A 24,997-nucleotide genomic window follows, 5' to 3' on the forward strand; every position below is an offset into this window, starting at 1 on the left:
TGTCGCGGCACGGCCCCTGCCACCGCAAAGCGGTAGAGGCGTTGTTTCCAGTTCCTAGAAGGAAAAACTGACGTTCAGGCTTGCGGCGACTGTGCTTTCCTGACCGTCTGCAAACCCGTATTCGACATCACCAGCCAAGGTCAGGCTATCGCTTTGCGCAAATGTGGTACGCGCGCCGACAAAACCACCCAAGAAGCTTGTGCTGTTTGTTGCCGCAAAGCTGGCGCTGTCTGCACCGATGCTGATCCCGATATCGTCCTCATCGCTGAAACGTCCATCAATGCCAGCCCGAAAGCTGATGTCAGCCGGACCAAGGTTGGTGAAGGTTTCCAGTTGCCCACGCATGCTGAGGGTTTGCGCGATGCGGTCATCAAAGGTCAGGTTGGACTGGGTGGTGCCGGTTTCGGTGTAGCCGTCAATGGCATTGACCGTATAGCTGGCCATGCCCGAAGGCTTGACGTTTAGCCCACCAAGATCAAACGCTTGACCAGCAACAGTCAGACCGGCGCTGACAAAATTGCTGTCAAAACTGCCGGTTGCCGTTTCAAAGGTGCCCGTTGTGCTGTCAAAGAGCCCGCGTTCGGTTTCATGACGGTCCTGACCGGCCAGCAAACTGGCCGTCAGGTCAATCCCGCCCCGCGACATGCCCAAATACAGGCCGCCGAAGGCGCTTTCACTGTCAATTTGGGTCGTGTCGGTTTCGGTCGTCATTTCCGATGCCGCGACACCGGCGACGATGCCCGTGCGATAGCCTGACAGCGTTGTCTCATACCCTGCCAACAGACCAGCGAAACTGTGGTCATGAGCAAAGGTGCTGCCATCATTGCCGCGCGTGCGGGCCGCACCAAAGATGCTGGCCCATGCCCCATCAATACCAGCGTTGGCCTGCAATGTCCGATGGGCATCGCTGGCAATGGCATCCGATATATCGTTGACCAGCGATGCGCCGGTAACGTCGATAATATGTATTGCACTGTTGGTTTCGCCATCGATCTCGGTCACCACATTCAGCACGGCCCTGTCGTCAACGTTTAGCGTTTCGACCCCCAGAATGGTCATCACGCCGGACGTGCCGGCCGCTTCAATGTTAAGCGTGTCTTCGCCTTCACCCAGATCAATGGTGCCAATAATCTGCGATGTCGCACCCAATGTAACAGTCTGCGCACCTTCGCTGCCTGCAATGGCGTTGCTGTTTGCGCCTGTCGCCGAAAGCAGGCCATTATTGGTTAGTGTGACCCCTTCTGCATCAAGCATCACAGCATCGGCCCTTGCGCCAAATGTCGTAACCGTGCCGGAATTCATCACAGTGCTTTGGGCGCCGGTGGCTTGAATCCCATTAGAGTCGTTGTCTTGTGTCGTGATACTGCCGGTATTGATTGCCTCGGATTGCTGGCCAGTGATCAAGATACCCTCGGAGGTCGTACTTTCGGTCACAATCGTTCCGTGGTTGATGGCCGCAGCGAAATCACCGCTTGTTTTAATACCCTGTGAACTGGAATCCTCGGTGATAATCACGCCATCGACGCCGTTCGTCGCCACTGAGTTCTCTCCGCCGGCGTCGATACCATCGCTGGCGAAATCCGTGCTGACAATCTGGCCATTGTTGAAAACGACGCCGTTGTCGCCAAGAGACCGTATGCCGTCGTACTGGGCGGTAATTGTGCCATTGTTCGTGATCGTCGCATCGTCGCCCTCGGACTGGATTCCGGTTGCAACAAACCCGTCAAGTTCGATGTTGCCGTTGTTCGTGATCGTAACGCCGTCGCCGAAGGCTTCAATGCCGTCGCCGTTTGACGTGTCGGTCAAAATGGTGCCATCTATCGTGATCGTGACATTGTCACCGTTCGATACCACCCCATTATCATCATTGCCATCGGCCGCGATGGTGCCGCCCTCCTCGACCAGCAATGTGGAGCCGTCTTCGTCTAGTGTGACGGTCTCTGTTACCGTTTCGCCATCTGCGACCACGATCGCCTGTTGGGCTGTGGCAGGTTGATAGCTGAGTGTGGCAATGATCAGTGCGGTCCAAGAAACGTTGTAAAATCGGTGTGTTGGTGTGCAAAGATCTAAGGCAAATTTCAGTGACATGTGGTTTCCTAGTGAGACTATTGGATGGCGCGGCCAACGACGGCTCACTGGGGTTACGCACGACCGGAAAGATTTGTTCTTGAAAAGTTGAACGACTTGGCGCCATCACACTTCATCCCGCCGTGTTGCGCTGGTAACTTTGATATTGTCGCCGGACCGCGGGCTTGGGTTGAATTGATGCGGCGGGCGCCCAAACCGGGTTGACGTGATCAAGGAATCCGCCTATCTCGCGCTGATCTTATTCACGACCCTGCGGATGCGGGGCATAACCCCGTATGAACGGATGTCCCACCAATCGGGTGGCTGATGTCCACAGGACAAGGAAAACGCTCATGTCGCGCCGTTGCGAACTGACTGGAAAAGGCCCGATGTCTGGCAACAATGTCAGCCACGCCAAGAACCGTACCCGCCGCCGCTTTTTGCCGAACCTGCAGGATGTGACATTGCAGTCCGACGTTCTGGGCCGGTCTTTCAAGCTGAAAATCTCGAACGCAGCACTGCGTACTGTCGATCACCGCGGTGGTCTGGACGCCTTCATGGCGAAAGCCAAGGATGCGGAACTTTCCGATGACGCGCTGAAGATCAAGAAAGAAATCGCAAAAGCAACTGCTGCGTAAGGCACATTGCACTGTGTAAGAACGTCTGACCCGGTTGCCTTCGCGCTGCCGGGTTTTTCTTTGCCGGTGTGCTATGACATAGAGCGGCAGTGCCAGATACCGAACAAGCACTGACCTCGGTAAACCCAGAGGGATCACGGGAATGCGCAAGATAATAAACGCAATCGCAGCTTTCATTTTGATGGCCAGCAACACGATCGTCGCCTTCGCTGGGGAGATTGCGATCACGCTAGATGACCTGCCCTATGTTTTGCCGTCCCGCACCACGCCGCAAGAAGGCCAAGCCATTGTTGTCGCAATCAATCAGGCGCTGGCGGCGCATGGGATTAAGGCGACAGGTTTCGTTGTCGGGCGTCAGATCACTGAACAGTCACGCCCCGCACTTGCTGCATTTGCGGCAGCAGGGCACACCATTGGCAATCATAGCTGGTCGCACCCCGACTACGGAACATTGTCGATCAATGAATTTCGCGCAGAAGTTTCACGCACCGACGCGGTCTTGACCGAGTGGATACATGCGGCCCGCTTTTACAGGTTTCCCTATCTGCGCGAAGGTGAAACAGAGCAAGCCAAAGCCGATGCCGACGCCGTGTTGACCGGGTTAGGGTATGTGAATGTACCGGTCACAATCGACAACGACGAATGGCGGTTTAACGCAGACTATCTTGATGCGCTGGCCGCCGGTGATGATGAGGCGGCACAATTGATCGCAGCCCAATACATCGCCCATATGCAAGAGCGCACAATGCACTTTCAAGCGCTTGCCCACACAGCAATGGGCCGCGATGTGAAACACATTCTGCTTTTGCATATGAACCAGATCAATGCCGATCATCTGGGGGAACTGCTTGACTGGTATGCAACAACAGGTTGGCGTTTTATCACGGTGGACGAGGCTATGATGGATCCAATCTATACCGCCCCTGATCTTTATGCCGGGGCGCGGGGTTTATCGCAGATTGAGCGGGTTATGGGCCGAAAAAGCGAATGAGCGCCGGTCTGGGTGGGGTGGATTGAAATCCACCTTACGACGGTGGTGCACGTAAGGTGGCGTCTTGACCCACCTTATGGCAAAGCTTGCACCATGACCGCCTTACCGATTGACCCCGTGCTGCCAGCCTTGACAGCCGCCCTTGCCGCAGCCGGCCGCGCCGTGCTGCAAGCGCCACCCGGCGCCGGTAAAACCACCCGCGTTCCCTTGGCCATGCTTGAGGCGGGCATCACCGACGGCAAGATCATCATGCTGGAACCCCGCCGTCTGGCCGCCCGCGCCGCAGCCGAGCGTCTGGCTGAAGGGTTGGGAGAGACACCGGGCCAGACCGTCGGCTACCGTATGCGCGGTGACAGCAAAGCCGGACGCCGGATAGAGGTTGTGACCGAAGGCATCCTGACCCGTATGATCCAATCCGACCCTGACCTTTCTGGCGTCGGTGCGATCATCTTTGATGAATTTCACGAACGTTCCCTGAATGCCGATCTGGGGTTGGCGCTTGCGTGGGAGGCTCGCGCCATCTTGCGCCCTGATCTGGTCATACTTGTCATGTCCGCCACACTGGACGCGGCCCCGGTGGCTGCGATGCTGGATGATGCGCCCATCATCACCTCCGAAGGCCGGTCCTTTCCGGTGACTACCCATTTTCTGGACACGGCCTTACCCAAAAACAAACGCATTGAGGCCGCCACTGCCGATCTTGTCAGCAATGCACTGGAGCGGACCGCAGGTGGCGTTCTTGTGTTCCTGCCCGGCGAGGGCGAGATCAGGCGCACCGCATCCCAGCTTGAAGGTCGCGTACCACCCGGTTGTCATATCCGCCCACTCTATGGTGCCCTGCCCTTTGCTCAGCAGCGCAAAGCCATCGCGCCCGTCAGCGAGGGCCGCAAGATCGTGCTCTCTACCTCTATCGCCGAAACCTCGCTCACGATTGAAGATATCCGCGTCGTCATTGATGCGGGCCGCGCCCGGCGCGCGCGTTTTGATCCGGGCTCTGGCATGTCCCGATTGGTGACCGAGCGGGTCAGCAAGGCCGAGGCCACCCAACGTGCAGGCCGGGCGGGCCGTGTCGCCCCCGGCGATGCCTTTTGCCTTTGGACGAAAGGCGAGCATGGGGCCTTGCCCGCCTTTGCCCCGGCTGAGATCGAAGCGGCAGATCTGGCAGGGCTTGCGCTTGAACTCGCGGTCTGGGGCAGTAGTGATCTGGTCTTTCTGACCCCACCGCCGCCCGGTGCATTGGCCGAAGCACGCGCCTTGCTTGCCGGGCTTGGCGCGCTGGATGCGCAGGGGCGGATCACGGCACATGGACGTGCTTTGGCCGCTATGCCGCTCCACCCGCGCCTTGCGCATATGTTGCAGACGGCGGGCAAGCCCGCGGCCCCGCTGGCGGCCTTGCTTGCCGCGCGCGATCCGTTGCGGGGTGCATCCGTTGATCTGTCCTTGCGTATTGCCGCCTTGGCCGGGCGCGACAGTGGACCGGGCGAAAAACACCATGCTGCCATCGCACAGATCACATCTGAAATTCCACGCCTGGCCAAAGGCCTGCCCGATGCCGCCCCGCTTAGCCTTGGGCAACAGGCGGCTTTGGCCTATCCCGACAGGGTCGGGCTGCGCCGCAAGGGTGATGAGCCGCGCTATGTTCTATCAGGGGGCAAAGGGGCCATCATGGACACGGCCGATCCGCTTGCAGGGCAGCGCTTGATCGTTGCCACTGATCTGGATGGCGACACGCGCGAGGCGCGGATCAGACAGGCCGCCACCATTGCCGAACGCGAGCTGCGCGATATCTTTGCTGACCAGATTGCATGGCATGATGTCTGCGAATGGTCACGCCGCGAACGCCGCGTGATCACCCGCCAACAAGAACGCTTTGGCGCTTTGGTGCTGGATGACAGGCAATGGTCCGACGCCCCGGCCGATGCCATCGCCGAGGCAATGTTGGAAGGCGTCCGGCAATTAGGATTGCGCCCAACGGCTGCGGCGCAACGGTTCCGGGCAAGGGTGGCTTTGGTTGACGATCTGCCGCAGATGGATGATGCGACGCTGCTGGATACCCTTGAAAACTGGCTTTTGCCGCATCTGACCGGCGTGCGCAGTGCCGAGGATTGGAAACGCTTCGATATCCTGCCTGCCTTGCGCGCCATGCTGGAGTGGGATCAGATGCAGCGGCTTGACCGGGCCGCCCCTGCCCATTTCAAAACCCCTTTGGGTCGCAAGATACCCATAGACTATGATGGCGAAGCCCCCGGTATCACCCTGCGCCTGCAAGAGATGTTTGGCGTCACCACCCACCCTGTCGTTGGCCGTACTCCGCTGCGCGTGACGCTCTTGTCACCGGGACAAAAACCGGTGCAGGTCACACAGGATATTGTCGGGTTCTGGGCCACGTCCTATATGGACGTGCGACGCGATATGCGGGGCCGTTACCCACGCCATCCATGGCCGGAGGACCCCACCCAAGCTGACCCCACATTGCGCGCGAAACCGCGCGGCACCTAAGGCCGATTTGCGCTTTGATTCGGTTTGTGTTAAAAGAAATGTAATAAAAATAGTCTATTGGCAGGTACATGAGTAATCTAGACCGCTCCTTTTGGACGGGCCTTGGGGTCCGTGTTGTTGATCCGACTGCAATTGCGCAGGTCGGTGCCTTGTGTCTGCGTGATGGGAAATCAGGGCCAGAGGTGCTTTTGGTGAAGTCTTCGCGCGGGCGCTGGATCATTCCAAAGGGCTGGCCCATGGATGGGCATACCGATGCCGAAACCGCCAAAATTGAGGCTTGGGAAGAAGCAGGGCTGCGCAAAGGCAAGGTCAGCAAAGCCCCTATTGGTGGTTACGTGACCGAAAAGCGGTTTGATGATGGCCGCGTGGCGACCTGCCATGTCAGCGTCTACCGGATCGACGTGAAAGAGATGACCAAAACCTATCCTGAAGCCACGCTACGCAAACGCAAGTGGGTGTCACTTAGTAAAGCTGCAAAAAAGGTTGACGATTTGGGGCTGAAGGCGCTTTTGCAGGCTTTAAAATAAAGCTTAAGCGACGTCCTTGTCGGTGACGTGACCCGTTTGGAGTGCCAATACGTTGCTGCAAAGCCGCCAGTTCTTTTTAAGAATATGACCTGTGCCCAGCGGCATTGAACGGCTGTTCAACCAATGGCGCCCACTAATGAGCCGATGTTTTGACGGCACGGGGATGAAAACTGATCCAATGTGCAGAAGGTCGCGACCGCCAACAAACCAAGGGTAATTTGGCACCTATGCAGTGTGGCAGTCTTAGCGGCCACTTGCTGGGAGAACCTTGAGGTCAGGACCGGCCTTAACACTACGTCCGGATTTCAGGGCGTGATCACCCCTTGCTCGGTCACGATCAGATCAAGCGGCTGGTCAGTCGGCTCAAGCGGGAGTGCTGTGTCTTCCTGTGCGGTATAGGCGAAACCAATCGCCATCGTCGGTTGTGCGGCGCGCAACTGTTCCAGCGTACGGTCGTAAAACCCACCCCCATAGCCCAGGCGCCCGCCCTGACGGTCGAAGGCAACCAGAGGGACGATAACAATCTGGGGTGTCATCCAGTCGCCGTTTTCGGGGATCATCGCGCCAAAGTCGCCTTTGATCAGGGTGCAACCCGGCTCCCACCTGCGAAACTTGAGCGGCTGCCCTGCCCCGATGATCACGGGCACGCCCACAGGACCATGCGCTGCGGCCTCTTCCATCGCTGGTGTCGGGTCAATCTCGGTGCGCATCGCCATATAGCCTGCCAAAGCGACACCGCGGTGACCGGCAAGAACTTCGCTCAGGTAGCCTGCGGTCGCAGCATGAGGGCTGTGGGCCGCTTTGCGCCGGGCGAAGGCGGCCGTGCGGGCGGCGGATTTGTCCATCACAGCAGCCACATTGCGGCAAGACCCAAGAAAGCAAAGAACCCAACCACATCCGTCACCGTGGTCACGAAAGCACCAGAGGCCAGCGCGGGGTCGACCCCCAACTTTTCCAGTACAACCGGGATAACCGTACCGGCAAGCCCCGCCACAACCATGTTGATCACCATCGCCACGGCGATCACCACGCCCAGCATGGGAGAGCCGAACCAGACAACACCCACCACCCCCATGACGACGGCGAAAATCAGACCGTTGATCAGCCCCACCAGCACCTCGCGTTTGATCACACGCCAAACGTTTGCGGTGGTCAGATCACGCGTTGCAAGCGCGCGCACCGCGACCGTCAGCGATTGCGTGCCGGCGTTGCCACCCATTGAGGCGACAATGGGCATCAGCACGGCCAAGGCGACCAGGCCAGCGATGGTTTCCTCAAAGAGCGAGATTACCAATGATGCAAAAATAGCCGTCACCAAGTTGACAGCCAGCCACGGGAAACGCCGCTTGGTGGTGGCAATGACCCGGTCTGACAAGCTGCCTTCGCTGATTCCGGCCAAGCGCAGGATGTCTTCTTCGGCTTCTTCCTCAAGGAATGCCATGGCGTCATCGATGGTGATGACACCCACGATCCGTTCATCATCGTCGATCACGGGTGCGGTGATCATGTGATAGTGGTTGATCGCTTGCGCGACCTCCTCGACGTCCTGTGCCACATGGAAGGTGCGGAATGTGTCTTCGGTCAGGTCGCGCAGCGGGGTGTCGCGCGGATGGCTGAGGATGCGGCCAAGGGTGACGTAACCTGTCGCCTTGAGCCGGGGGTCAACCAGAATAATATGATAGAACTGTTCGGGCAGCACCACATCGGACCGTAGATAATCAATGGCCTCGCCCACCGTCCAATGCTCTGGTGCGCGCACCAGTTCGGATTGCATATGGCGACCGGCGGATTCTTCGGGATAGGTAAGCGCCTGTTCAACGACCACACGGTCGCTCGCATCCAGCGCGTCCAGCACCGCCTCCTGCTGCGCATCATCCAGATATTCGACAAGGTCAACAACATCGTCGCTTTCCAGATCGCGCACCGCATCGGCCAGTTCGGACGGCGCGAGCTGTTCGATAACCTCTTCGCGCAGTTCTTCGTCAAGTTCCGAAAGGATTTCACCCTCAAGACCACCGGGCCAGGCTACCAACAGCGCACGCCTGTCGCGCGCGTCAATCTGTTCAAGCAAATGCGCCACGTCAGCGGCATGCATCGGGTCAAGCACATCGCTCAGATAGGTCCCGTCACCACGCCCGACCGCATCAAGTACATCACTGACCAACCGGTCGGTAATGCCGAATGCTTCGTCTTCTGTAGTTTCAGGTTCGGCCATGCGTCATCCTTTAGAGCTTGCGGCAGCATAATCGTTCAGACCAGCGGCACAACGCGGATTTCTGCAATTTACCCCATTGTTGCAGACACATATGCTGAATGTATGACAAAGCACTTACTTCTGGGCCAAACCCTTGGGTTTTCAGGCAATCCCCTACTGGGGGACTGGGCGGACGCTGTCGATTTTGACAGCGCAGGTGGTGTGTTGCTTGAAGGCGACCGGATCATTGCGCGGGGCAGTGGCGCAGCACTGCGCGCCAACCACCCCGAGGCGACTGTGACGGACTATGGCGATGCATTGATCAGCGCCGGGTTTGTTGATGCCCATATGCATTACCCGCAGACCGGGATTATTGCGAGCTGGGGCAAACAGCTGATTGATTGGCTCAATACCTATACGTTTCCTGAAGAAGCACGCTTTGGCGAACGGGCCTATGCCGATGATGTGGCTGGCCGCACGCTTGATTTGGCGCTGGCGCATGGCACTACAACTCTGACCAGTTTTTGCACGATCCATCCAGAGAGCGTGGATGCGTTTTTCGAAGCAGCAGCGCGCCGCAATATGGCTGTGGTCGCAGGTAAGACCTGCATGGATCGCAATGCGCCCGACACGCTGCGCGACACGGCGCAATCCGCTTATGATGACAGCAAGACCTTGCTTGAGAAGTGGCATGGGGTGGGCCGCGCCAGTTACGCGATCACGCCGCGGTTTTCACCAACGTCTACGCCGGACCAATTGACCGCCCTTGGTGCGCTTTGGGCTGAGCATCCGCAATGCCTGATGCAAACGCATCTGAGCGAGCAATTGCCGGAAATCAAATGGGTGCAAGAGCTGTTCCCGCAAGCCCGCGACTATCTGGATACCTATGAGATGTTTGGGTTGTTGGGGCAAAATGGCCTTTATGGCCATGCCATCCATCTACAAGAACGCGAGGTTGCGCGGTTGGCCGAGGTCTGTGCGGCAGTGATCCATTGCCCGACATCGAATACCTTCATCGGGTCGGGTTTGTTTGATCTTATGGGGCTGGCAAAGTCAGCGCTGTCCATCGGTCTGGCCACGGATACAGGCGGCGGGTCGTCCTTTTCGATGCTGCGGACCATGGCTGCGGCCTATGAAATCGGGCAATTGCGCGGTGTGGCTTTGCATCCCGCCCAACTGATGTGGTTGGCGACAGAAGGGTCAGCTGACGCATTGAAGATGTCAGGCGAGATCGGGCATCTTGGCGCAGGCGCTGCCGCAGACATCACTGTGCTTGACCTGCAATCAACCCCCGCCATCGCCCAGCGTGCAATGCGCGCGCAGGACATTTGGGATGCCGTTTTTCCCACCATCATGATGGGCGACGACCGTGCTGTGCGGGATGTCTGGATCGCTGGAAAGCGCCGTCAAACCTAGCACTGCGCCGAGAGTTTCAATACCCAGATATTGCCAGACCGGCCCAGCCCATATTGCGTATAGCTGCGACCCAACATGTTGCGGCGGTGGCCTGCTGAATTTTCCCACGTTTCAAATACTCCGGCCTCGCTACGCTGGCCCGTTGCGATGTTTTCGGCACCTGTACGCATCGCACAACCCGCTGATCGTGCCCGCGCCTGAAAATTATCACCATTCGGACCACCAACTGACGTATGCGAGAAATAACCCCGGCGCGCCATATCCTCGGCATGGGCCTGTGCTGCACGGGTCAGTGCCGCATTGGGCTGCAGTTGACCGCGGCCCTGACTGGCGCGAAAGGCGTTAATGTCCGCAGTGAACCCCGTGGCCACACCCGTTGGCGCAGACGACACCTGCGCAGGTGTTGTTTGCGAAGAAGACGAGACGGTGCAGGCCGTCAACGTGGTTAGGATGCAAAGGATGAGTAATTTCTTCATGATAAACCATATTTGTGAGTGCGTTGTAAGCTAGCACATTAGGTACGACCCCGGAATATGCCTAGACTTTGTTGTGATCTACCCATCGGCAAGACCTCTTGCGAGGGCGTTTTGCCGTGCGATCACTTTTGGCAGATCGACCGAAATGACCTGCCCCTCTGCCACAATCTGGCGGCCTTCAACAAACAGGGCGTCGACCTTCATTGGCCCTGCCAGCAGCAGCGCGGCTGGGTCCCAGGAGCCCGCACTTTCAATCGCTGCCCTATCCCAAATCGCGATATCCGCGCGTTTGCCGATCGCCAGCTGCCCGCAGTCATCGCGTCCCAACACCGCGGCCCCGCCACGTGTTGCGATCTCAAGCGCTTCGCGTGCGGACATTGCGTCTGCCCCGTTTTGCACCCGCTGCAAGAGCATGGCCTGACGCGCCTCACCGATCAGATTGCCGATATCATTGCTTGCAGACCCATCCACGCCCAAGCCCACGGGCACACCAGCATCACGCATGTGTCGGACCGGTGCGATCCCGGAACCCAGCCTGCAATTGGAACAGGGGCAGTGGGCCACGCCCGTACGGCTGCGTGCGAATAAATCAATCTCCTGCGCGTCCAGTTTCACGCAATGGGCGTGCCACACGTCGTCGCCCGTCCACCCCAAATCTTCGGCGTATTGACCGGGGCGGCAGCCGAATTTTTCCAGCGAATAGGCGATGTCTTCGCCGTTTTCAGCCAGATGTGTATGCATCATCACACCTTTGTCGCGCGCCAGAATGGCGGCATCGCGCATCAGATCGCGTGTCACTGAAAACGGGCTACAAGGGGCCACGCCCACACGCACCATTGCGCCGGGATTGGGGTCATGGAACGCGTCGATCACGCGAATGCTGTCTTCCAGAATAGCGCGCTCATCTTCGACTAAAGCGTCTGGCGGCAGGCCACCATCGCTTTCCCCGATGCTCATTGCGCCGCGCGTGGCGTGAAACCGCAGGCCGATATCCTGCGCTGCTGCGATCGTGTCATCCAAACGCGCCCCACCGGGGTAGAGATACAAATGATCCGAGGTCAGCGTGCACCCCGAAAGCGCCAGTTCGGCCAGACCGATTTGGGCAGAGACATACATCTCTTCAGGACCGAACCGCGCCCAGATCGGGTAAAGCCGCTGCAACCATCCAAACAAGAGCGCATCCTGCGCGCCCGGCACCGCGCGTGTCAGTGTTTGATAAAGGTGGTGGTGTGTGTTGACCAAACCCGGGGTGATGATCTTGCCTTTGGCGGAAAAGACCTGTGCTGTATCTGCGGACAGGTTTTCCCCGATCTCTGCGATAACCCCATCACGCAGCAACACGTCGGCACCAATCAATTCGCGCCTTGTCTCATCCATTGTGACGATGACATCGGCATCTTTGATCAGGGTCTCAGCCACTAAAACTGTCCTGAAGTATTGCAAGCGCCTCTGCATGAATGTCGGCGTTTGCCGCGGCAAGTGCCCGCCCCCCATTGTGTACAGGGCCGCCGTGCCAGTCTGTCACAATGCCGCCAGCGGCTTGGATCACCGCGATCGGGGCTTGAATATCGTAGGCGTTCAACCCAGCCTCTATCACAAGGTCCACCTGCCCGGCAGCTACCAACGCATAGCCATAGCAGTCCATACCATAACGGGTCAGCCGCGCGCGGTTCGCGACAGCATGGAACGCCGCGCCCTCTTGCGCGGTGCCAACTTCGGGGAATGTCGTCAGCACGGTCGCCTGTGCCAAAGGACGTGGCGCGCGGCACCGCAAAACCGACTGCCCAGTTGGGCCATCAACCTCTGACACGCCAAAGCCACCGGCAAACCGCTCTCCAATATAGGGCTGGTCGATCAGACCAAAAAGCGGGCCTTGGTCATCTGCGACCGAGATCAGAACACCCCACGTTGGTGTGCCACTGATATAGCCGCGGGTCCCGTCGATGGGGTCAAGCACCCATGTCAGCCCTGTGGTCCCGCTTTGGTGGCCAAATTCCTCGCCCAGAACGGCATCATCCGGGCGCAACTCGGCCAGCACGTCCCGCATCGCCTTTTCTGCGCCACGGTCAGCCACGGTCACCGGATCAAACCCTGCGTCATTCTTGTTGTCGGTCTGCAACCCTGATGCGCGAAAATGCGCTAAGGTAACGGGTCTGGCGGCATCAGCCAGTGCATGTGCGACGCGCACCAGTTCCGTTTGGGTTGTTTGTGAAACTGTCACTGAGGTTCATCCTTCAACTGCGCCGCCGTTAGCATTCGCGGTAACGCGGCGCAGTATGACAGGTCAAGTCGTGGGCTAAGCTGCCTCACTCAAAACGCGGGCGAGATCAAACAAACGCCGGCGCTGATTTTCTGGAATGGCATAGTAGGACCGCAAAAGTTCCAGTGCTTCCTTATCTGTCAGGATGTCGCCCGGCATGTCCGAGTTCTGCGCCTCAAGATCGGGTCGCACATCCAAACCTTCAAAGAAGAAGGAAACATCTACGCCCAATACTTTAGCGATATCCCAAAGGCGGGATGCGCTGACGCGGTTCATACCGGTCTCATACTTCTGGATCTGCTGGAACTTGATCCCAACCGCTTCTGCAAGCTGTTGTTGCGTCGTTCCATTCATCCAGCGCCTATGCCGGATACGTTTACCGACATGTACGTCAACGGGGTGTTTCATTGTCTTACCTCATTCCTGAAAAGCCTTGCGGACGTTCTGTCTTGGCTTTCAACATGTGTTGCGGCGATGCGGTATGACGCGTCGCCAGTTCCTGAAACGTGCAAAACAGTATTAACACAAAACACGCAACGGTTGCAGCGCACGACCTTACCTTAAGGACAGGTATATATCGATATTCACCCTAATAGTGTTCAAATTTTCGTCGTTTTACAAACGACGCTTTGCATCCGATAAGGGCCAGTAAGACACAATTTTGAGGATTAGATGCCGATGCGTGCATTTCAAGTCACTGCTTTTGACGAAAACCCCCGGCTTGTTACATTTGACGATCCCACGCCGGGTACGGGCGAAGTTCTGCTTGAGATTGCGGCCTGTGGGTTGAATTTTGCTGATCTTTTGATGGCCAAAGGCACCTATCAGGATACACCAAAGCCCCCCTTTACCCTCGGAATGGAGGTGTGCGGCACGGTGATCGGGCATGGGCCGGACGTGTCGGAGCCCGCGATTGGCACGCGAGTGGCAGTATTTGGCGGACAAGGTGGGCTGGCTGAAAAGGGTGTTTTCCCTGCTGCCATGTGCCGCCCTGTGCCCGATACGATGCCTGACGACATCGCAGCCGGTTTCATGGTGGCCTATGGCACATCGCATCTGGCCCTTACACGCCGGGCTGGGTTGCAAAAGGGCGAGACGCTTTTGGTGCTGGGCGCTGCAGGTGGTGTTGGCCTGACCGCCGTTGAGGTTGGCAAGGCCATGGGAGCAACCGTGATCGCGGTCGCCCGGGGGGCCGCAAAACTGGCCATCGCGCAGGCAGCAGGTGCGGATCATCTGATTGATAGCGACACGGATGATATCAAATCGGCGGTCAAAGCATTGGGAGGTGCCGACGTTGTCTATGATCCGGTGGGCGGCGACGCCTTTAAAGCGGCCTTGGGGGCCTGCAACCGCGAAGCACGGGTGATCGTTATTGGCTTTGCCAGTGGTGGTGTACCCCAAATTCCCGCAAATATCCTGTTGGTCAAAAACATCACGGTGGTCGGGTTTTACTGGGGCGGCTATCTTGCGTTCAACGCGCAAGCGCTGACCGATAGCCTTGCTGAGTTGATGGCATGGCATGCGGCAGGCAAGCTGAAACCGCATGTCAGCCATCGGGTGCCGCTTGATCAGGCGGCTGATGCACTGGAACTGATGCGCAGCCGCAAGTCGACAGGCAAGGTCGTCGTTACCCCTTGACCAACTGCGGCTTGAGCCGGGGCGCGGCATAGCACTGCTGGACGATCTCGACCATTGCCTGACTGACCTGATCTTCGGGCTTGAGCACATAGAGGTTGATGTTCTGCGGCTTCAACGCAGGAAGAATACCACCGTGGTCAATCGCAACTGTATGCGGCGGCAGGCTACCTTCAAGCGCCACATGAACGGCCAGATCAGCACTAACTGCGGCCTCGACCGCGTTATCCAATTCGGAATCAACTGCCATCGTCCAATCGATCCCATCTGAGTTCAACGCCTGCAACACACCACTGCGGAAAATACAGTTCTTGCAAAAAGCGATCGGCAAGGGCGTCTTGCGCCAGGACTGCCCATCGCGCGCACCAACCCACAAAAGCGGCAGTTCGACCAAAACCTGCCCACCCGGTCCGCAGGTTTCCTCGGTGGTCAGGATCACATCAACCTCGCCCCGCCCCAGCATATCCAACAGTTTGCGTGTCGGCATTGAGATCAGGCGCACCTGCATGCGCGGATAATCGGCGGCAAAGCGTTTAAGGACAGCAGGCACAACCGGATAGATCACATCATGCGGTACGCCCAATCTGATCTCGCCTTCAAATTCGGTTGCGGTCAACCGGTTCAACGCCTCATCATTGGTTTTCAGCATAGACCGCGCGTAACCCAGCAATTGTTCCCCCGCCGGCGTCAGCGCAATCGTGCGGGCAGAACGGTCCAGCAATGGCACATCAAGCGCTTCTTCCAGCCGCTTAAGCTGCATCGACACCGCTGATTGCGTCAGGTTCAGCATCCCCGCTGCACGGGTCACGCCGCCTGCGTCTGAGACGGCCACAAAGGAGCGCAGGGCGGTAAGGTCAAGGTTCCGAGGCATATCACAAATCCTGATTTATGAATTCAAAAACATTCATTTTCATTATGATCGCAAATCACTCATATATCAATCATCGAAATACAAAAGCATCAAATCATCACGAAAGGAAATGACATGAGTATCGTGGCAAGCCAGCAGAACATATGTGTGCCCCATCGCGCGAAGCCGCGTTCTTTCTGGGCAAAGGTCAATGGGTTGTTCGCACTGCGCCGTCAACGCAATCAGCTTGCGCAACTTAACGATCACATGCTGCATGACATTGGGGTCAGCCGCAGTGAGGCCATTGCAGAAAGCCGCAAAACAAGCTGGGATGCCCCGGATCACTGGCGCAACTGATGCCCGCATTTGAACCACCTGCGACATTCCCGCCCAAAACGATCAGAAACCTACAAAACAACGCAGTCCAACCTTGAAAAACCCCCGTTACCTGCCAATATCTACCGCGAGGACGCCAATTTGCGGCGCCGCTGTTTTATTTGGAGGTCAAAAATGGCTCAAGAACAACTTATCCGGACGGTCGGCGGGGTCCGCGCGGCTGAAATTGATGAGGGTCTTCGCGCCCACATGAACAAAGTCTACGGCACAATGTCGGTGGGTATGCTGCTGACATTTGCTGTCGCTTGGGCAGTGGGTACATCACCTGCATTGCTTGGGGTTTTCCGCGACCCAATCACGTTATCCCCAAATATTCTGGGATGGATTGTGATGTTTGCGCCACTGGGTATGATCTTTATGTTCGGCGCAATGATTAACCGCTTCTCAGCCGCTGCAGCACAAACGTTCTTTTACGTCTTTGCCGCTGTGATGGGCCTATCCATGGCATGGATCTTTGTCGCATTTACTGGGCTATCCATCGCAAACGTGTTTTTGATCACATCGATCGCTTTTGCGGGTCTGAGCCTTTACGGTTACACCACAAAGAAAGATATTTCTGGTTGGGGTACTTTCCTGATCATGGGTGTCATCGGTCTGATCGTTGCGATGGTTGTCAATATCTTCCTGCAGTCCCCTGCAATCATGTTTGCAATCTCGATTCTGGGTGTTTTGATCTTTGCGGGGCTGACTGCCTATGACACGCAGAAGATCAAGAATGACTATATCGCGCATGCCGCGCATGGCGATCAGGAATGGTTGGCAAAGTCTGCAATTATGGGTGCTTTGAACCTGTATCTCGACTTCATCAACATGTTCATGTTCTTGCTGCAACTCTTTGGCAGCCGCGAATAAACATTGAACTTTCCGACGATCTAAGGGCTGATGGCAACATCAGCCCTTTTTCTTTGCGAACAGGTCATACCATGATCTCACTTCCCATCACGTCACTCACCGCACTCTGTGCGGGCCTCATTATCTTACTTATGACGATCAAGGTCATTCAGCTGCGCCGCCGTGGTGGGGTTGTGCTGGGTGATGGTGGCGGTGATCACCGCGCACTCGCCAAGGCGATCCGGGGCCATGCAAATGCCGTGGAACAATTGCCCATCGCACTGATCCTCATGGGTCTGGCAGAGCTTCAGAGCGGCAATGCAACACTGCTGACCCTGAGTGCGGTAACGCTGATCATCGGGCGTTTCTTGCATGCGGTCTATTTTGCCCATGATGGCACGCATTGGCGGCTGCGGCTGGCTGGGATGGGTCTGACCTTGCTGGCGCAGATCACTTTGCTTATCACCTTGCTTTTCGCGGTGATCCTCTGATGCCGATTATCCGCAAATCGGATGCGCCGATTGAGCAGCCCGAAACACCCGATGCCTTGGGGCCCTACACGGCCGCCCTTTACAGCGATGCAGGTGGCCTGACACAGTTTGGTGCATTCACCGAAACATTACCGCCAGGGTCACGTTCATCGCTCAAACACTGGCATGTCGAGGAGGACGAATTTGTCTTTGTCATCGAAGGCAAGGTTTTGGTGCATGAAGGCGATACCGTCACGCAAATCGGCGCAGGCGATGCGGCTTGTTTTCCAGCCAACGCCCCTGCCGGGCATTTTCTGGAAAACACCAGCGATGCCGATGTGACCTATCTGGTTGTCGGCACCCGCAGCCCGCGGGATCTGGTGACCTATCCAGATCACGACCGTAGATTGACCTTTGATCGGGCGACCAAGACCCGCATCTATCATACGCTGGACGGCAAACCCGCGGACGCGCCGCAGGGCTGACCCAACAAAAAAGCCGCCCTCAAAGAGTGCGGCTTGATCGTATCATCGTCAGGCGATCAATTACTTGATCTTGCCTTCCTTATACTCGACGTGCTTGCGCACGACGGGGTCGTATTTTTTGATAACCATCTTTTCAGTCATGGTACGTGCGTTCTTTTTCGTGACGTAAAAATGCCCGGTCCCCGCGGTGGAGTTCAGGCGGATTTTGATTGTGGTCGGCTTCGCCATGTCTCATATCCTCTGATTGCGGGCCGGCGCGCGGCACATCGCGTTAATCTCGTTGAAGCTGCCTTTTACCCGTGCGCGTGCGCGAGTCAACCAGAAAGCAACGTCAGCGTTGTGATATGGGGCATGCCGGACAAAACAGAGTTTTTTCGTACTTGGGATGGAGATAAGTGACCGCTTTGAGTCCAGAGTCACAAATGCAGCGAGATGCACGAATGTCGGCTTCCACGACAATTCTGAAAAAAGCGTTTGACCTAAAGCCGCTTCAGGTCGGTATGAAGCTTGACAGAAGGATCAGATCGCATGAAACTTTCAGAAGTTGCTGACCGCACGGGGCTAAGTACCCCCACGATACGTTTCTATGAGAAATCGGGGCTGTGTCCTTCTATAGAGCGCGGACCGAACGGGAAACGCAGGTTTTCAGCGACGGACTCAGAATGGCTGATGTTGCTTGCATCATTGCGCTAGACCGGGATGTCCATGGCAGAAATGCGGGCGTTCGCAGACCTTTATGCATCAGGTGACAGCACAGTCCCCGAGCGCAGGGCCGCACTCCTTGCACATAAACAGAGCCTTGAAGACCGCCAGGCAGAGTTGGACCTCTGCCGCACTATCCTGGACCGAAAACTGAAAAAATATGATGAGATAATGAAGGATCAGAGATGAGAATAATCATGGTTGGCGCGGCTGGCGATATTGGACAAGCCGCCTGCAAGGAGCTTGAGCAAAGGCATGAAATCATCAAAGTTGGTCGCTCCGGCGGAGACTATCGCGTTGATGTGGCCGACATATCCGCGGTGAAATCACTATTTGAGGCAGTCGGCGATTTTGAGGCAGTTGTGTCATGTGCGGGCGATGCGACCTTCGCGCCTTTGGCGGAGATGGATCAGGAGTCATTCATGGTCGGTCTTCAGCAAAAGGTCATGGGACAGGTTAATCTCGTTTTGGCTGGCCTCGACTTCATCGCTGATGGCGGGTCATTCACGCTGACAAGCGGCGTGCTTGATCGTGACCCAATCCGCATGGGGACAAATGCAGCGACCGCAAACGGTGCGTTGGCGGGCTTCGTCAAAGGTGCCGCGATTGAGATACCACGGGGGCTGAGAGTGAATGTCGTCAGTCCCGGAATGCTCGACGTGTCCGCGCCTCGCTATGGCGCATGGTTTCAGGGTCACAAGCCGGTTTCATCCCATGATGTCGGGCTGGCCTACGCAAAATGCGTAGAAGGTGCCTTGACCGGACAGGTTGTTATCGTGGACTAACCAGCCAACGCGAAAAACCGGACTTTGGCGCAAGCGCAGCGAAATGGCGCTGAGTCCCGCAAACCACACCTTCTGACACACCAGATTATTATGCGCGGATGGCCTATAAGCCGGATTCTGTCTTAGGTGATTTGCCAAAGGCAATTCACCCGAGATGACCATTCATCTAGGTCGCCTGTTACCAAGCGCCCTCTAGCTGCCAACCCGGACCGTCTGGGGTTCAAGCATCCCCGTCTTGCGACGCGAGGTCCCTATTTGGCATTGCTCCCGGTGGGGCTTGCCGTGCCGCTTGCGTTGCCGCTTGCGCGGTGGGCTCTTACCCCACCGTTTCACCTTTTCCCCGGCGGACCGGGGTAGTCTGTTCTCTGTGGCGCTATCCCTGGGGTTACCCCCGCCGGGCGTTACCCGGCACCGTGCTTTTTGGAGTCCGGACTTTCCTCGACGAAGCTCGCCGCAGCCATCCAGCCATCCGCGCAAATGCGGGGTTAGGCGTTGCTTGCGTTCACGTCAACGGGGAAACGCTGAGCGAGATCTGCAATCATTGCCAGATCGATCATGTCCAATGGACCATTCGCATGGGGCCGAAACCGCAGCCGGAAGGTTTTTAGCAGCAGATCGGCATCTTCTACCGCAGTATAGCCAAAGGTTTTCATCGCTGCCGCAAACCGCGCCTCATCCGCACCTTGCAAGGCCACTTCCGAAGAATGCGCGCAAGCGCTTGATGAGGGCCAAACAGACAGCCCCTCAAGCGCCAACCTGCGCCAGTCAAACCGCGCGCCGGGGTCAATCTTGCGTCCCGGTGCCATGTCGGAATGCCCGATGATCCTTTCGGGCCGTATGTCCCACCGCTGCTTGATCGCATGCAAAACATCGCTCAAAGCATCCATCTGCGCTGCTGCGAAAGGCGTGAACCCGGTGTTCGCCAGCTCGATCCCGATTGATCGGCTGTTCACATCCTGCGTTGCCCCCCATGCGCCTGCCCCGGCATGCCAGGCGCGCATCGCTTCAGGGACCAGACTGATCACATGTCCGGTCTCATCAATCAGATAATGGGCGGACACTTCCCCCTTGGGGTCGCAAAGCACATCACAGGCGGCATTGGCGCTTTGCATCGCGGTATAGTGGATCACTACGATGTCAGGCTGTGCACCCGCGCGGCGTGGTCCGAAATTGGGTGAACGTCGCGGTCCTGGCTGACCATCGCCCCACCCCGCAATCAGACGATAGCCGGGTGGCAGTGCAACCTCACTGTCCTGCGGCAAAGCGATAGGGTGCAGGATCCCATCCGCAGGCAAACCCGTCTCCATCTGGGTCGATCCCGCGGCGATCACGCTCTGGTCCACCGCGCGCAAGGAAATCACGCTGCGCATCATCCGGCGTTGCATATTCCGCGCAGTTCCGGCGGAACCGGTTATCACCGGACAAGAGCGAACGGCTGTACCATTCCTGCCCCTTCACATTAGGTGCATTTACAGCGTATTCGACAATATTCGGCCCGGTATTGGACGGACGCTGCGGCACCGCAGTGGGGGTGATCTGCTCGCGTGCTGCGGCCTGTGCCGCGCGGCGTTGGGCATCGCTTTCGATTGTTTCGCGCTCAGAAACCGCATCGAAACTTTGCTCGTCAGACAGACCTGTCCCGGCATTCACCAAATCAGGTGCAGGGTTGCTAGGCGAGGCTTGCAAACCCTGGGTGCGCAAAGGATCAGCCGCCACGGCAGATGTTTGGGTTGACGTATCAGTGGTTGCCTGCGTTCCGATGCCGGCGGCAGCCAATGCGCTGGACGGGATTGCTTGCGATTGATCAATCGTCTGACCTGATACTGGCAAAGAACTGACCTGCGCAGGCGGCACAATGGTGCCACGCGGTGCTGACAATTGCGCCTCACGTCGCGCGCGCTCAAGCTCGAACCTGGAGTATTCATCAAATCCAACACCACGTTCTGTGGGCACAACACGCGGGGTGCAGGCCGCAAGCCCGATCAAAATGACTGCAATAACTATACGCGAATTCATGATACCATACCCGTTAGACTGCCGCTTATTTTCATGCAGATTACCACCACTTCGTGGGTTTGGCTACAAATCCGGCAGATTGCTCAAGACTATAGGCCACGTTCAGCAAATCGCCCTCTTCCCAAGGGCGCCCAATCAGCTGCAACCCAAGCGGCAAACCCTGCGCATCCTGCCCCGTCGGCACTGCAATTCCAGGCAAACCGGCAAGGTTCACCGTCACCGTGAACACGTCATTAAGATACATCTGGATCGGATCGGCATCCGTCATTTCGCCCAAGCCAAAGGCCGCCGAAGGTGTCGCAGGCGTCAGGATTGCATCGACCCCATCGGCAAAGACGGTATCAAAGTCCTGCTTGATCAACGCACGCACACGGCGGGCACGGTTGTAGTACGCATCATAGAACCCGGCAGAGAGCACATAAGTCCCGACCATGACACGGCGCTGAACCTCATGGCCAAACCCTTCTGCACGGGTTTTTTCATACATCTCGGTGATGCCATCGCCCTGTGCCAGTCTGGCCCGGTGCCCAAAACGCACACCGTCATAGCGGGCTAGGTTGGATGATGCCTCCGCCGGGGCAATCACGTAGTAGGCGGGCAGTGCATATTTGGTATGTGGCAATGTGATATCGACGATCTTGGCCCCTGCGTCTTTCAGCATTGTCGTGCCGTCTTCCCACAGTTTTTCAATCTCAGCAGGCATACCCTCCATACGGTATTCTTTCGGGATACCGATAGTCTTGCCACGAATGTCACCAGTCAGCGCCGCTTCAAAATCCGGCACCGCCAGATCAGCGCTGGTGCTATCCAACGGATCATGGCCGGCCATTGCCTTCAGCATGATGGCGGCATCGCGCACGTCCTTGGTCATTGGACCGGCCTGATCAAGGGATGATGCAAAAGCAACGATACCCCAGCGGGACACGCGGCCATAGGTGGGCTTCATGCCGGTGATCCCGACAAAGGCCGCAGGCTGGCGGATGGACCCGCCGGTGTCTGTGCCGGTCGCAGCGAGGCAGAGGTCCGCAGCGACGGCACTCGCAGACCCACCGGAAGACCCACCCGGTGTGAGTGCCGTATCATCATTGCCGCGCCGCCATGGGTTCACTGCATTGCCATAGACAGAGGTTTCATTGGATGAGCCCATCGCGAATTCATCCATGTTGAGCTTGCCCAACATGACCGCACCTGCGTCAAACAACTGGCTGGTGATGGTGCTCTCATACTCCGGCTTGAAGCCCTCAAGGATGCGGGACGCAGCCTGTGACGGCACACCCTTCGTGCAAAACAGGTCCTTAATCCCCAGCGGAATACCGCACATATCAGGCGCATCACCCGCCTTGATCCGAGTATCAGCGGCGGCCGCCTGAGCCTGCGCGATGTCAGGTGTATGATGCACGAAAGCACCCAGCGCGTCTGCACCCTCAATGGCTGTTAGGCAGGCAGATGTAATCTCCGCACTGGTGGTGTCACCCTTGCGCATGGCGTCGCGGGCTTGTGCGATGGTCAGTTTGGTCAGATCAGACATTATTCAACCACCTTCGGCACAGCAAAGAACCCTTCTCGGGCATCGGGGGCGTTTTTCAACACAGCTTCTTGCTGGTCTCCATCCGTCACCACATCATCACGGCGCTTCAGACGCTGGGGTGTTACAGAGGTCATCGGCTCGACCCCTTCAACATCAACCTCATTGAGCTGCTCAATAAACCCAAGGATCGCACTGAATTCAGAGGCCAGTGCTGGCAGTGCATCGTCTTCCACCTTGATGCGGGCCAGCTTGGCCACGCGGCGGGCGGTTTCGGTGTCAATCGACATGTGGAAACTCTCCGGTAAATCTTTGCCTCGCGTTTAGCGCTCTGCGGGGGCAGTCGCAAGCATATGGCGGATATAAACATGGATCATCCAACCCAACATGATGCCATTCAGGACATGCCAGACAAAATGCGTGCCGAAGCTGATGCTGTCGCACAGCATTTCATCAACCGATCGAAAGGTGATCGAAGCTGTTAGAATAGCTGCACCGATCAGAAAACCGGACACGATCTGCGGCCTGTCGCGCAGGCGGACAGCATAGATCACCAACAGCAGTGGCACCGTCCAGTAAAAGTTGGAAATAGCAAAGAACGGCACTTGGGCTGTGACCCAGACGACGCCGATGGCGTAAGGAAAGAACCCAAGCGTCGCAATAAAGGCAATCCACCCCCGCATCGGCACGATGTCGCGATTGACCCCGAAGAGGTAGATCAGGATGAACGCACCAATCGGCGCTACATCCAAAAGCAGCGCCCAGATCGTGGCATGTGTGTGGAACAGATAACTGCCCACCCCAATCATGAACAGCACCGCCGTCAGAAACCGCGCCAACGGCACGCCTGCGCCGCGTCGCCACAGGATGAGAGCAGCGATGATAAAGGCGATGTTGGTAACCGCATTCAGCGGCTCGGACCAGTAGCTGAAATCCGTCCGTTCACAATAGCCGTCAACCTGTTGAAACCAATCCATGCCTTATCTGCGTCCTGCAAAGAAGGTTTTTAGAAGGGTTTCGGACGCTGCGGCATCAATCCCGTCGTAGACCTCTGGCACATGATGACATTGCGGATGGCTGAACACCCGCGGGCCTTGGACAACCCCACCGGATTTCGGGTCCGCCGCCCCGTAATACAGCCGCGCGATCCGGGCATTGCTGATAGCAGCCGCACACATGGGACATGGTTCCAAAGTCACGTATAGGTCGTGGCCTGTCAGCCTCTCCTGCCCCAGCGCGGCACAGGCGGCACGGATGGCCAAGACTTCGGCATGGGCTATGGGATCGTTCAATGCGCGTGTCCGGTTGCCTGCTTGCGCGACCACCCCATGTGGCCCGACGATAACCGCACCCACCGGCACTTCACCGCGTGCACCTGCCGCGCGCGCCTCTTTCATGGCAACGTCCATATAACTGCGAAAATCCATGCCGCTTTCATGGCGTGCCCTGATGTGTCACACAAGCCCAAAGCCGGATCGGAGCGGGCATGACCAAAGATATCTATGACCCTGCCTTTGTTGCGGATCTTTTTGATCGCTGTTCGAGCAACTATCGCTGGTGGAGTGCGGTCACCTCACTTGGTTTCATCGAACGATGGCGTAAGCAATGTGTGGCACTGTTGCAGGACGGGCCCTCTGATGTTCCCGATATTGTGGATTTGATGGCAGGCACCGGAGAGGTCTGGCCGCATCTGCTGGTCCGCTTTCCGAAGGCTAACCAGATTATCGCCGTCGACATCTCGCACCAGATGCATGTGCACGCGGTCGCACGCCTGCACGCTGACCGCGCAGATCAGATCACCCATATCGAAGCAAATGCACTGCAAACCGATCTGCCAGCCGCCCATGCGGACATGCTGATCTCGACATTTGGACTGAAGACATTCAACGCCGATCAGCAAAGGGTTCTCGCGCGTCAAATCGCACGTATTCTCAAGCCCGGCGGACAGTTTGCATTGATCGAGGCCTCTGATCCGAAAAGCTGGGTGTTGCGCCCGTTCTATCGGTTCTATCTGGATCGCATGCTGCCTTTGGTAGAGCGTCTTTTTCTCAAAGGTGCGCAGGATTTCAGCATGATCGGGACCTATACACGCAATTTTCGGGATTGTGGCCAGATGGCAGATGCGTTGCGCGCGGAAGGGCTGGACGTGAACCTCCGCCAGCATTTTTTTGGATGTGCCAGCAGTGTGTCTGGCAAAAAGCCGATTGCGGGAAAAGCAGAGCAGGACTAAAGGG

Annotated in this window: 29 protein-coding genes and 1 other RNA gene; 14 read left to right on the forward strand and 16 right to left on the reverse strand. The window is 57.3% G+C overall.

The window, feature by feature from the left end:
* Nucleotides 1-54: 54 nt before the first annotated feature.
* The gene (locus BC777_RS14565) at nucleotides 55-2,088 is read right to left on the reverse strand and encodes a beta strand repeat-containing protein (RefSeq protein WP_100368940.1); all 2,034 of its coding nucleotides are present in this window, start codon (nucleotides 2,086-2,088) and stop codon (nucleotides 55-57) included.
* 332 nt (nucleotides 2,089-2,420) lie between these two features.
* Between BC777_RS14565 and rpmB the strand changes: the two genes are divergently transcribed.
* From rpmB to BC777_RS14585, 4 genes are all read left to right on the forward strand, one after another.
* Complete coding sequence (gene rpmB / locus BC777_RS14570; protein WP_100368941.1) at nucleotides 2,421-2,705, forward strand: 50S ribosomal protein L28; 285 nt, start codon at nucleotides 2,421-2,423, stop codon at nucleotides 2,703-2,705.
* Between the two features lie 142 nt (nucleotides 2,706-2,847).
* Nucleotides 2,848-3,696 (forward strand): polysaccharide deacetylase family protein, encoded by an 849-nt coding sequence (locus BC777_RS14575; RefSeq protein WP_100368942.1) that lies wholly within the window; start codon nucleotides 2,848-2,850, stop codon nucleotides 3,694-3,696.
* A gap of 93 nt (nucleotides 3,697-3,789) precedes the next feature.
* Nucleotides 3,790-6,195 (forward strand): ATP-dependent helicase HrpB, encoded by a 2,406-nt coding sequence (gene hrpB, locus BC777_RS14580; RefSeq protein WP_100368943.1) that lies wholly within the window; start codon nucleotides 3,790-3,792, stop codon nucleotides 6,193-6,195.
* 68 nt (nucleotides 6,196-6,263) lie between these two features.
* Nucleotides 6,264-6,722: an NUDIX hydrolase gene (locus tag BC777_RS14585; protein ID WP_100368944.1), complete on the forward strand. Its 459-nt coding sequence runs from the start codon at nucleotides 6,264-6,266 to the stop codon at nucleotides 6,720-6,722.
* Nucleotides 6,723-7,027: 305 nt separating this feature from the next.
* On the opposite strand, the gene BC777_RS14590 is transcribed toward BC777_RS14585, so the two are convergent.
* Entirely contained in the window at nucleotides 7,028-7,567 is a 540-nt protein-coding gene (locus tag BC777_RS14590; RefSeq protein ID WP_100368945.1) for a 5-formyltetrahydrofolate cyclo-ligase, read from the reverse strand.
* On the reverse strand, nucleotides 7,567-8,937 hold the full coding sequence (gene mgtE / locus BC777_RS14595) for a magnesium transporter (protein ID WP_100368946.1): 1,371 nt from the start codon (nucleotides 8,935-8,937) through the stop codon (nucleotides 7,567-7,569). Before mgtE ends, BC777_RS14590 begins: the two co-directional genes overlap by 1 nt.
* 102 nt (nucleotides 8,938-9,039) lie before the next feature.
* On the opposite strand from mgtE, the gene guaD reads away from it, so the two are divergent.
* The gene (gene guaD / locus BC777_RS14600; RefSeq protein ID WP_100368947.1) at nucleotides 9,040-10,332 is read left to right on the forward strand and encodes a guanine deaminase; all 1,293 of its coding nucleotides are present in this window, start codon (nucleotides 9,040-9,042) and stop codon (nucleotides 10,330-10,332) included.
* On the opposite strand, the gene BC777_RS14605 is transcribed toward guaD, so the two are convergent.
* From BC777_RS14605 to BC777_RS14620, 4 genes are all read right to left on the reverse strand, one after another.
* Nucleotides 10,329-10,808 (reverse strand): CAP domain-containing protein, encoded by a 480-nt coding sequence (locus tag BC777_RS14605; RefSeq protein ID WP_100368948.1) that lies wholly within the window; start codon nucleotides 10,806-10,808, stop codon nucleotides 10,329-10,331. The two genes, guaD and BC777_RS14605, sit on opposite strands and share 4 nt — an antisense overlap.
* 78 nt (nucleotides 10,809-10,886) lie before the next feature.
* The gene (locus BC777_RS14610; protein ID WP_100368949.1) at nucleotides 10,887-12,227 is read right to left on the reverse strand and encodes an 8-oxoguanine deaminase; all 1,341 of its coding nucleotides are present in this window, start codon (nucleotides 12,225-12,227) and stop codon (nucleotides 10,887-10,889) included.
* Nucleotides 12,220-13,029 carry an inositol monophosphatase family protein gene (locus tag BC777_RS14615; protein ID WP_100368950.1) on the reverse strand — a complete coding sequence of 270 codons (810 nt, stop codon included), beginning with the start codon at nucleotides 13,027-13,029 and terminating at the stop codon, nucleotides 12,220-12,222. The genes BC777_RS14610 and BC777_RS14615 overlap by 8 nt, the downstream gene beginning before the upstream one ends.
* A gap of 75 nt (nucleotides 13,030-13,104) precedes the next feature.
* Nucleotides 13,105-13,476, reverse strand: a complete 372-nt coding sequence (locus tag BC777_RS14620) for a helix-turn-helix domain-containing protein (RefSeq protein WP_100368951.1) — start codon at nucleotides 13,474-13,476, stop codon at nucleotides 13,105-13,107.
* 270 nt (nucleotides 13,477-13,746) lie between these two features.
* Between BC777_RS14620 and BC777_RS14625 the strand changes: the two genes are divergently transcribed.
* Nucleotides 13,747-14,706, forward strand: coding sequence for an NADPH:quinone oxidoreductase family protein (locus BC777_RS14625; protein WP_100369338.1), 960 nt, complete (start codon nucleotides 13,747-13,749; stop codon nucleotides 14,704-14,706).
* On the opposite strand, the gene BC777_RS14630 is transcribed toward BC777_RS14625, so the two are convergent.
* The gene (locus BC777_RS14630; protein ID WP_100368952.1) at nucleotides 14,696-15,574 is read right to left on the reverse strand and encodes a LysR family transcriptional regulator; all 879 of its coding nucleotides are present in this window, start codon (nucleotides 15,572-15,574) and stop codon (nucleotides 14,696-14,698) included. The genes BC777_RS14625 and BC777_RS14630 overlap by 11 nt on opposite strands.
* Nucleotides 15,575-15,688: 114 nt before the next feature.
* Here BC777_RS14630 and BC777_RS14635 point away from each other — a divergent pair, with 114 nt between their 5' ends.
* The 4 genes from BC777_RS14635 (at nucleotide 15,689) to BC777_RS14650 (ending at nucleotide 17,735) form a co-directional block, all read left to right on the forward strand.
* Entirely contained in the window at nucleotides 15,689-15,910 is a 222-nt protein-coding gene (locus BC777_RS14635) for a DUF1127 domain-containing protein (RefSeq protein ID WP_100368953.1), read from the forward strand.
* A gap of 153 nt (nucleotides 15,911-16,063) precedes the next feature.
* Nucleotides 16,064-16,801 carry a Bax inhibitor-1/YccA family protein gene (locus tag BC777_RS14640; protein ID WP_100368954.1) on the forward strand — a complete coding sequence of 246 codons (738 nt, stop codon included), beginning with the start codon at nucleotides 16,064-16,066 and terminating at the stop codon, nucleotides 16,799-16,801.
* 71 nt (nucleotides 16,802-16,872) lie between these two features.
* Nucleotides 16,873-17,271, forward strand: a complete 399-nt coding sequence (locus tag BC777_RS14645) for an MAPEG family protein (RefSeq protein WP_168769181.1) — start codon at nucleotides 16,873-16,875, stop codon at nucleotides 17,269-17,271.
* Nucleotides 17,271-17,735, forward strand: coding sequence for a cupin domain-containing protein (locus BC777_RS14650; RefSeq protein ID WP_100369340.1), 465 nt, complete (start codon nucleotides 17,271-17,273; stop codon nucleotides 17,733-17,735). Before BC777_RS14645 ends, BC777_RS14650 begins: the two co-directional genes overlap by 1 nt.
* A 60-nt stretch (nucleotides 17,736-17,795) precedes the next feature.
* Here BC777_RS14650 and rpmG read toward each other — a convergent pair whose 3' ends face one another.
* Nucleotides 17,796-17,963: a 50S ribosomal protein L33 gene (gene rpmG, locus BC777_RS14655; protein WP_008233681.1), complete on the reverse strand. Its 168-nt coding sequence runs from the start codon at nucleotides 17,961-17,963 to the stop codon at nucleotides 17,796-17,798.
* A 300-nt stretch (nucleotides 17,964-18,263) separates the two neighbouring features.
* On the opposite strand from rpmG, the gene BC777_RS19570 reads away from it, so the two are divergent.
* From BC777_RS19570 to BC777_RS14665, 3 genes are read left to right on the forward strand one after another with little or no spacing between them, the layout of a single operon-like run.
* Nucleotides 18,264-18,428 carry a MerR family DNA-binding transcriptional regulator gene (locus BC777_RS19570; RefSeq protein WP_245834397.1) on the forward strand — a complete coding sequence of 55 codons (165 nt, stop codon included), beginning with the start codon at nucleotides 18,264-18,266 and terminating at the stop codon, nucleotides 18,426-18,428.
* A 21-nt stretch (nucleotides 18,429-18,449) separates the two neighbouring features.
* Nucleotides 18,450-18,626: a MerR family transcriptional regulator gene (locus BC777_RS19575; protein ID WP_245834420.1), complete on the forward strand. Its 177-nt coding sequence runs from the start codon at nucleotides 18,450-18,452 to the stop codon at nucleotides 18,624-18,626.
* Entirely contained in the window at nucleotides 18,623-19,222 is a 600-nt protein-coding gene (locus tag BC777_RS14665; RefSeq protein WP_100368955.1) for a short chain dehydrogenase, read from the forward strand. The genes BC777_RS19575 and BC777_RS14665 overlap by 4 nt, the downstream gene beginning before the upstream one ends.
* 90 nt (nucleotides 19,223-19,312) lie before the next feature.
* On the opposite strand, the gene rnpB is transcribed toward BC777_RS14665, so the two are convergent.
* The 7 genes from rnpB to BC777_RS14700 all read right to left on the reverse strand — a co-directional run bounded on the left by rnpB (nucleotide 19,313) and on the right by BC777_RS14700 (nucleotide 24,190).
* Nucleotides 19,313-19,695: RNase P RNA component class A (rnpB, locus tag BC777_RS14670), an RNA gene on the reverse strand.
* A 12-nt stretch (nucleotides 19,696-19,707) separates the two neighbouring features.
* Nucleotides 19,708-20,553, reverse strand: coding sequence for an N-acetylmuramoyl-L-alanine amidase (locus BC777_RS14675; RefSeq protein ID WP_281251807.1), 846 nt, complete (start codon nucleotides 20,551-20,553; stop codon nucleotides 19,708-19,710).
* Nucleotides 20,468-21,238: a hypothetical protein gene (locus tag BC777_RS14680; RefSeq protein ID WP_100368957.1), complete on the reverse strand. Its 771-nt coding sequence runs from the start codon at nucleotides 21,236-21,238 to the stop codon at nucleotides 20,468-20,470. The genes BC777_RS14675 and BC777_RS14680 overlap by 86 nt, the downstream gene beginning before the upstream one ends.
* A 40-nt stretch (nucleotides 21,239-21,278) precedes the next feature.
* Nucleotides 21,279-22,766 carry an Asp-tRNA(Asn)/Glu-tRNA(Gln) amidotransferase subunit GatA gene (gene gatA, locus BC777_RS14685; protein ID WP_100368958.1) on the reverse strand — a complete coding sequence of 496 codons (1,488 nt, stop codon included), beginning with the start codon at nucleotides 22,764-22,766 and terminating at the stop codon, nucleotides 21,279-21,281.
* Nucleotides 22,766-23,053, reverse strand: a complete 288-nt coding sequence (gene gatC / locus BC777_RS14690) for an Asp-tRNA(Asn)/Glu-tRNA(Gln) amidotransferase subunit GatC (protein ID WP_100368959.1) — start codon at nucleotides 23,051-23,053, stop codon at nucleotides 22,766-22,768. The genes gatA and gatC overlap by 1 nt, the downstream gene beginning before the upstream one ends.
* Nucleotides 23,054-23,086: 33 nt before the next feature.
* Nucleotides 23,087-23,740 (reverse strand): ceramidase domain-containing protein, encoded by a 654-nt coding sequence (locus BC777_RS14695; protein ID WP_100368960.1) that lies wholly within the window; start codon nucleotides 23,738-23,740, stop codon nucleotides 23,087-23,089.
* 3 nt (nucleotides 23,741-23,743) lie between these two features.
* Nucleotides 23,744-24,190 carry a nucleoside deaminase gene (locus tag BC777_RS14700; protein ID WP_100368961.1) on the reverse strand — a complete coding sequence of 149 codons (447 nt, stop codon included), beginning with the start codon at nucleotides 24,188-24,190 and terminating at the stop codon, nucleotides 23,744-23,746.
* A 59-nt stretch (nucleotides 24,191-24,249) separates the two neighbouring features.
* Here BC777_RS14700 and BC777_RS14705 point away from each other — a divergent pair, with 59 nt between their 5' ends.
* Entirely contained in the window at nucleotides 24,250-24,993 is a 744-nt protein-coding gene (locus BC777_RS14705) for a class I SAM-dependent methyltransferase (protein WP_100368962.1), read from the forward strand.
* The last annotated feature ends 4 nt before the right edge of the window (nucleotides 24,994-24,997 follow it).

Origin of the sequence: Yoonia maricola (assembly GCF_002797915.1) — a bacterium.
Classification (GTDB): Bacteria; Pseudomonadota; Alphaproteobacteria; order Rhodobacterales; family Rhodobacteraceae; genus Yoonia; species Yoonia maricola.

Bases quoted from the DNA above. Each gene is read 5' to 3' on its own strand.
- BC777_RS14565 (WP_100368940.1), bottom strand. From the start codon at position 2,088: ATGTCACTGAAATTTGCCTTAGATCTTTGCACACCAACACACCGATTT.
- rpmB (WP_100368941.1), top strand. From the start codon at position 2,421: ATGTCGCGCCGTTGCGAACTGACTGGAAAAGGCCCGATGTCTGGCAAC.
- BC777_RS14575 (WP_100368942.1), top strand. From the start codon at position 2,848: ATGCGCAAGATAATAAACGCAATCGCAGCTTTCATTTTGATGGCCAGC.
- hrpB (WP_100368943.1), top strand. From the start codon at position 3,790: ATGACCGCCTTACCGATTGACCCCGTGCTGCCAGCCTTGACAGCCGCC.
- BC777_RS14585 (WP_100368944.1), top strand. From the start codon at position 6,264: ATGAGTAATCTAGACCGCTCCTTTTGGACGGGCCTTGGGGTCCGTGTT.
- BC777_RS14590 (WP_100368945.1), bottom strand. From the start codon at position 7,567: ATGGACAAATCCGCCGCCCGCACGGCCGCCTTCGCCCGGCGCAAAGCG.
- mgtE (WP_100368946.1), bottom strand. From the start codon at position 8,937: ATGGCCGAACCTGAAACTACAGAAGACGAAGCATTCGGCATTACCGAC.
- guaD (WP_100368947.1), top strand. From the start codon at position 9,040: ATGACAAAGCACTTACTTCTGGGCCAAACCCTTGGGTTTTCAGGCAAT.
- BC777_RS14605 (WP_100368948.1), bottom strand. From the start codon at position 10,808: ATGAAGAAATTACTCATCCTTTGCATCCTAACCACGTTGACGGCCTGC.
- BC777_RS14620 (WP_100368951.1), bottom strand. From the start codon at position 13,476: ATGAAACACCCCGTTGACGTACATGTCGGTAAACGTATCCGGCATAGG.
- BC777_RS14625 (WP_100369338.1), top strand. From the start codon at position 13,747: ATGCGTGCATTTCAAGTCACTGCTTTTGACGAAAACCCCCGGCTTGTT.
- BC777_RS14630 (WP_100368952.1), bottom strand. From the start codon at position 15,574: ATGCCTCGGAACCTTGACCTTACCGCCCTGCGCTCCTTTGTGGCCGTC.
- BC777_RS14635 (WP_100368953.1), top strand. From the start codon at position 15,689: ATGAGTATCGTGGCAAGCCAGCAGAACATATGTGTGCCCCATCGCGCG.
- BC777_RS14640 (WP_100368954.1), top strand. From the start codon at position 16,064: ATGGCTCAAGAACAACTTATCCGGACGGTCGGCGGGGTCCGCGCGGCT.
- BC777_RS14645 (WP_168769181.1), top strand. From the start codon at position 16,873: ATGATCTCACTTCCCATCACGTCACTCACCGCACTCTGTGCGGGCCTC.
- BC777_RS14650 (WP_100369340.1), top strand. From the start codon at position 17,271: ATGCCGATTATCCGCAAATCGGATGCGCCGATTGAGCAGCCCGAAACA.
- rpmG (WP_008233681.1), bottom strand. From the start codon at position 17,963: ATGGCGAAGCCGACCACAATCAAAATCCGCCTGAACTCCACCGCGGGG.
- BC777_RS19570 (WP_245834397.1), top strand. From the start codon at position 18,264: ATGAAACTTTCAGAAGTTGCTGACCGCACGGGGCTAAGTACCCCCACG.
- BC777_RS19575 (WP_245834420.1), top strand. From the start codon at position 18,450: ATGCGGGCGTTCGCAGACCTTTATGCATCAGGTGACAGCACAGTCCCC.
- BC777_RS14665 (WP_100368955.1), top strand. From the start codon at position 18,623: ATGAGAATAATCATGGTTGGCGCGGCTGGCGATATTGGACAAGCCGCC.
- BC777_RS14680 (WP_100368957.1), bottom strand. From the start codon at position 21,238: ATGAATTCGCGTATAGTTATTGCAGTCATTTTGATCGGGCTTGCGGCC.
- gatA (WP_100368958.1), bottom strand. From the start codon at position 22,766: ATGTCTGATCTGACCAAACTGACCATCGCACAAGCCCGCGACGCCATG.
- gatC (WP_100368959.1), bottom strand. From the start codon at position 23,053: ATGTCGATTGACACCGAAACCGCCCGCCGCGTGGCCAAGCTGGCCCGC.
- BC777_RS14695 (WP_100368960.1), bottom strand. From the start codon at position 23,740: ATGGATTGGTTTCAACAGGTTGACGGCTATTGTGAACGGACGGATTTC.
- BC777_RS14700 (WP_100368961.1), bottom strand. From the start codon at position 24,190: ATGGATTTTCGCAGTTATATGGACGTTGCCATGAAAGAGGCGCGCGCG.
- BC777_RS14705 (WP_100368962.1), top strand. From the start codon at position 24,250: ATGACCAAAGATATCTATGACCCTGCCTTTGTTGCGGATCTTTTTGAT.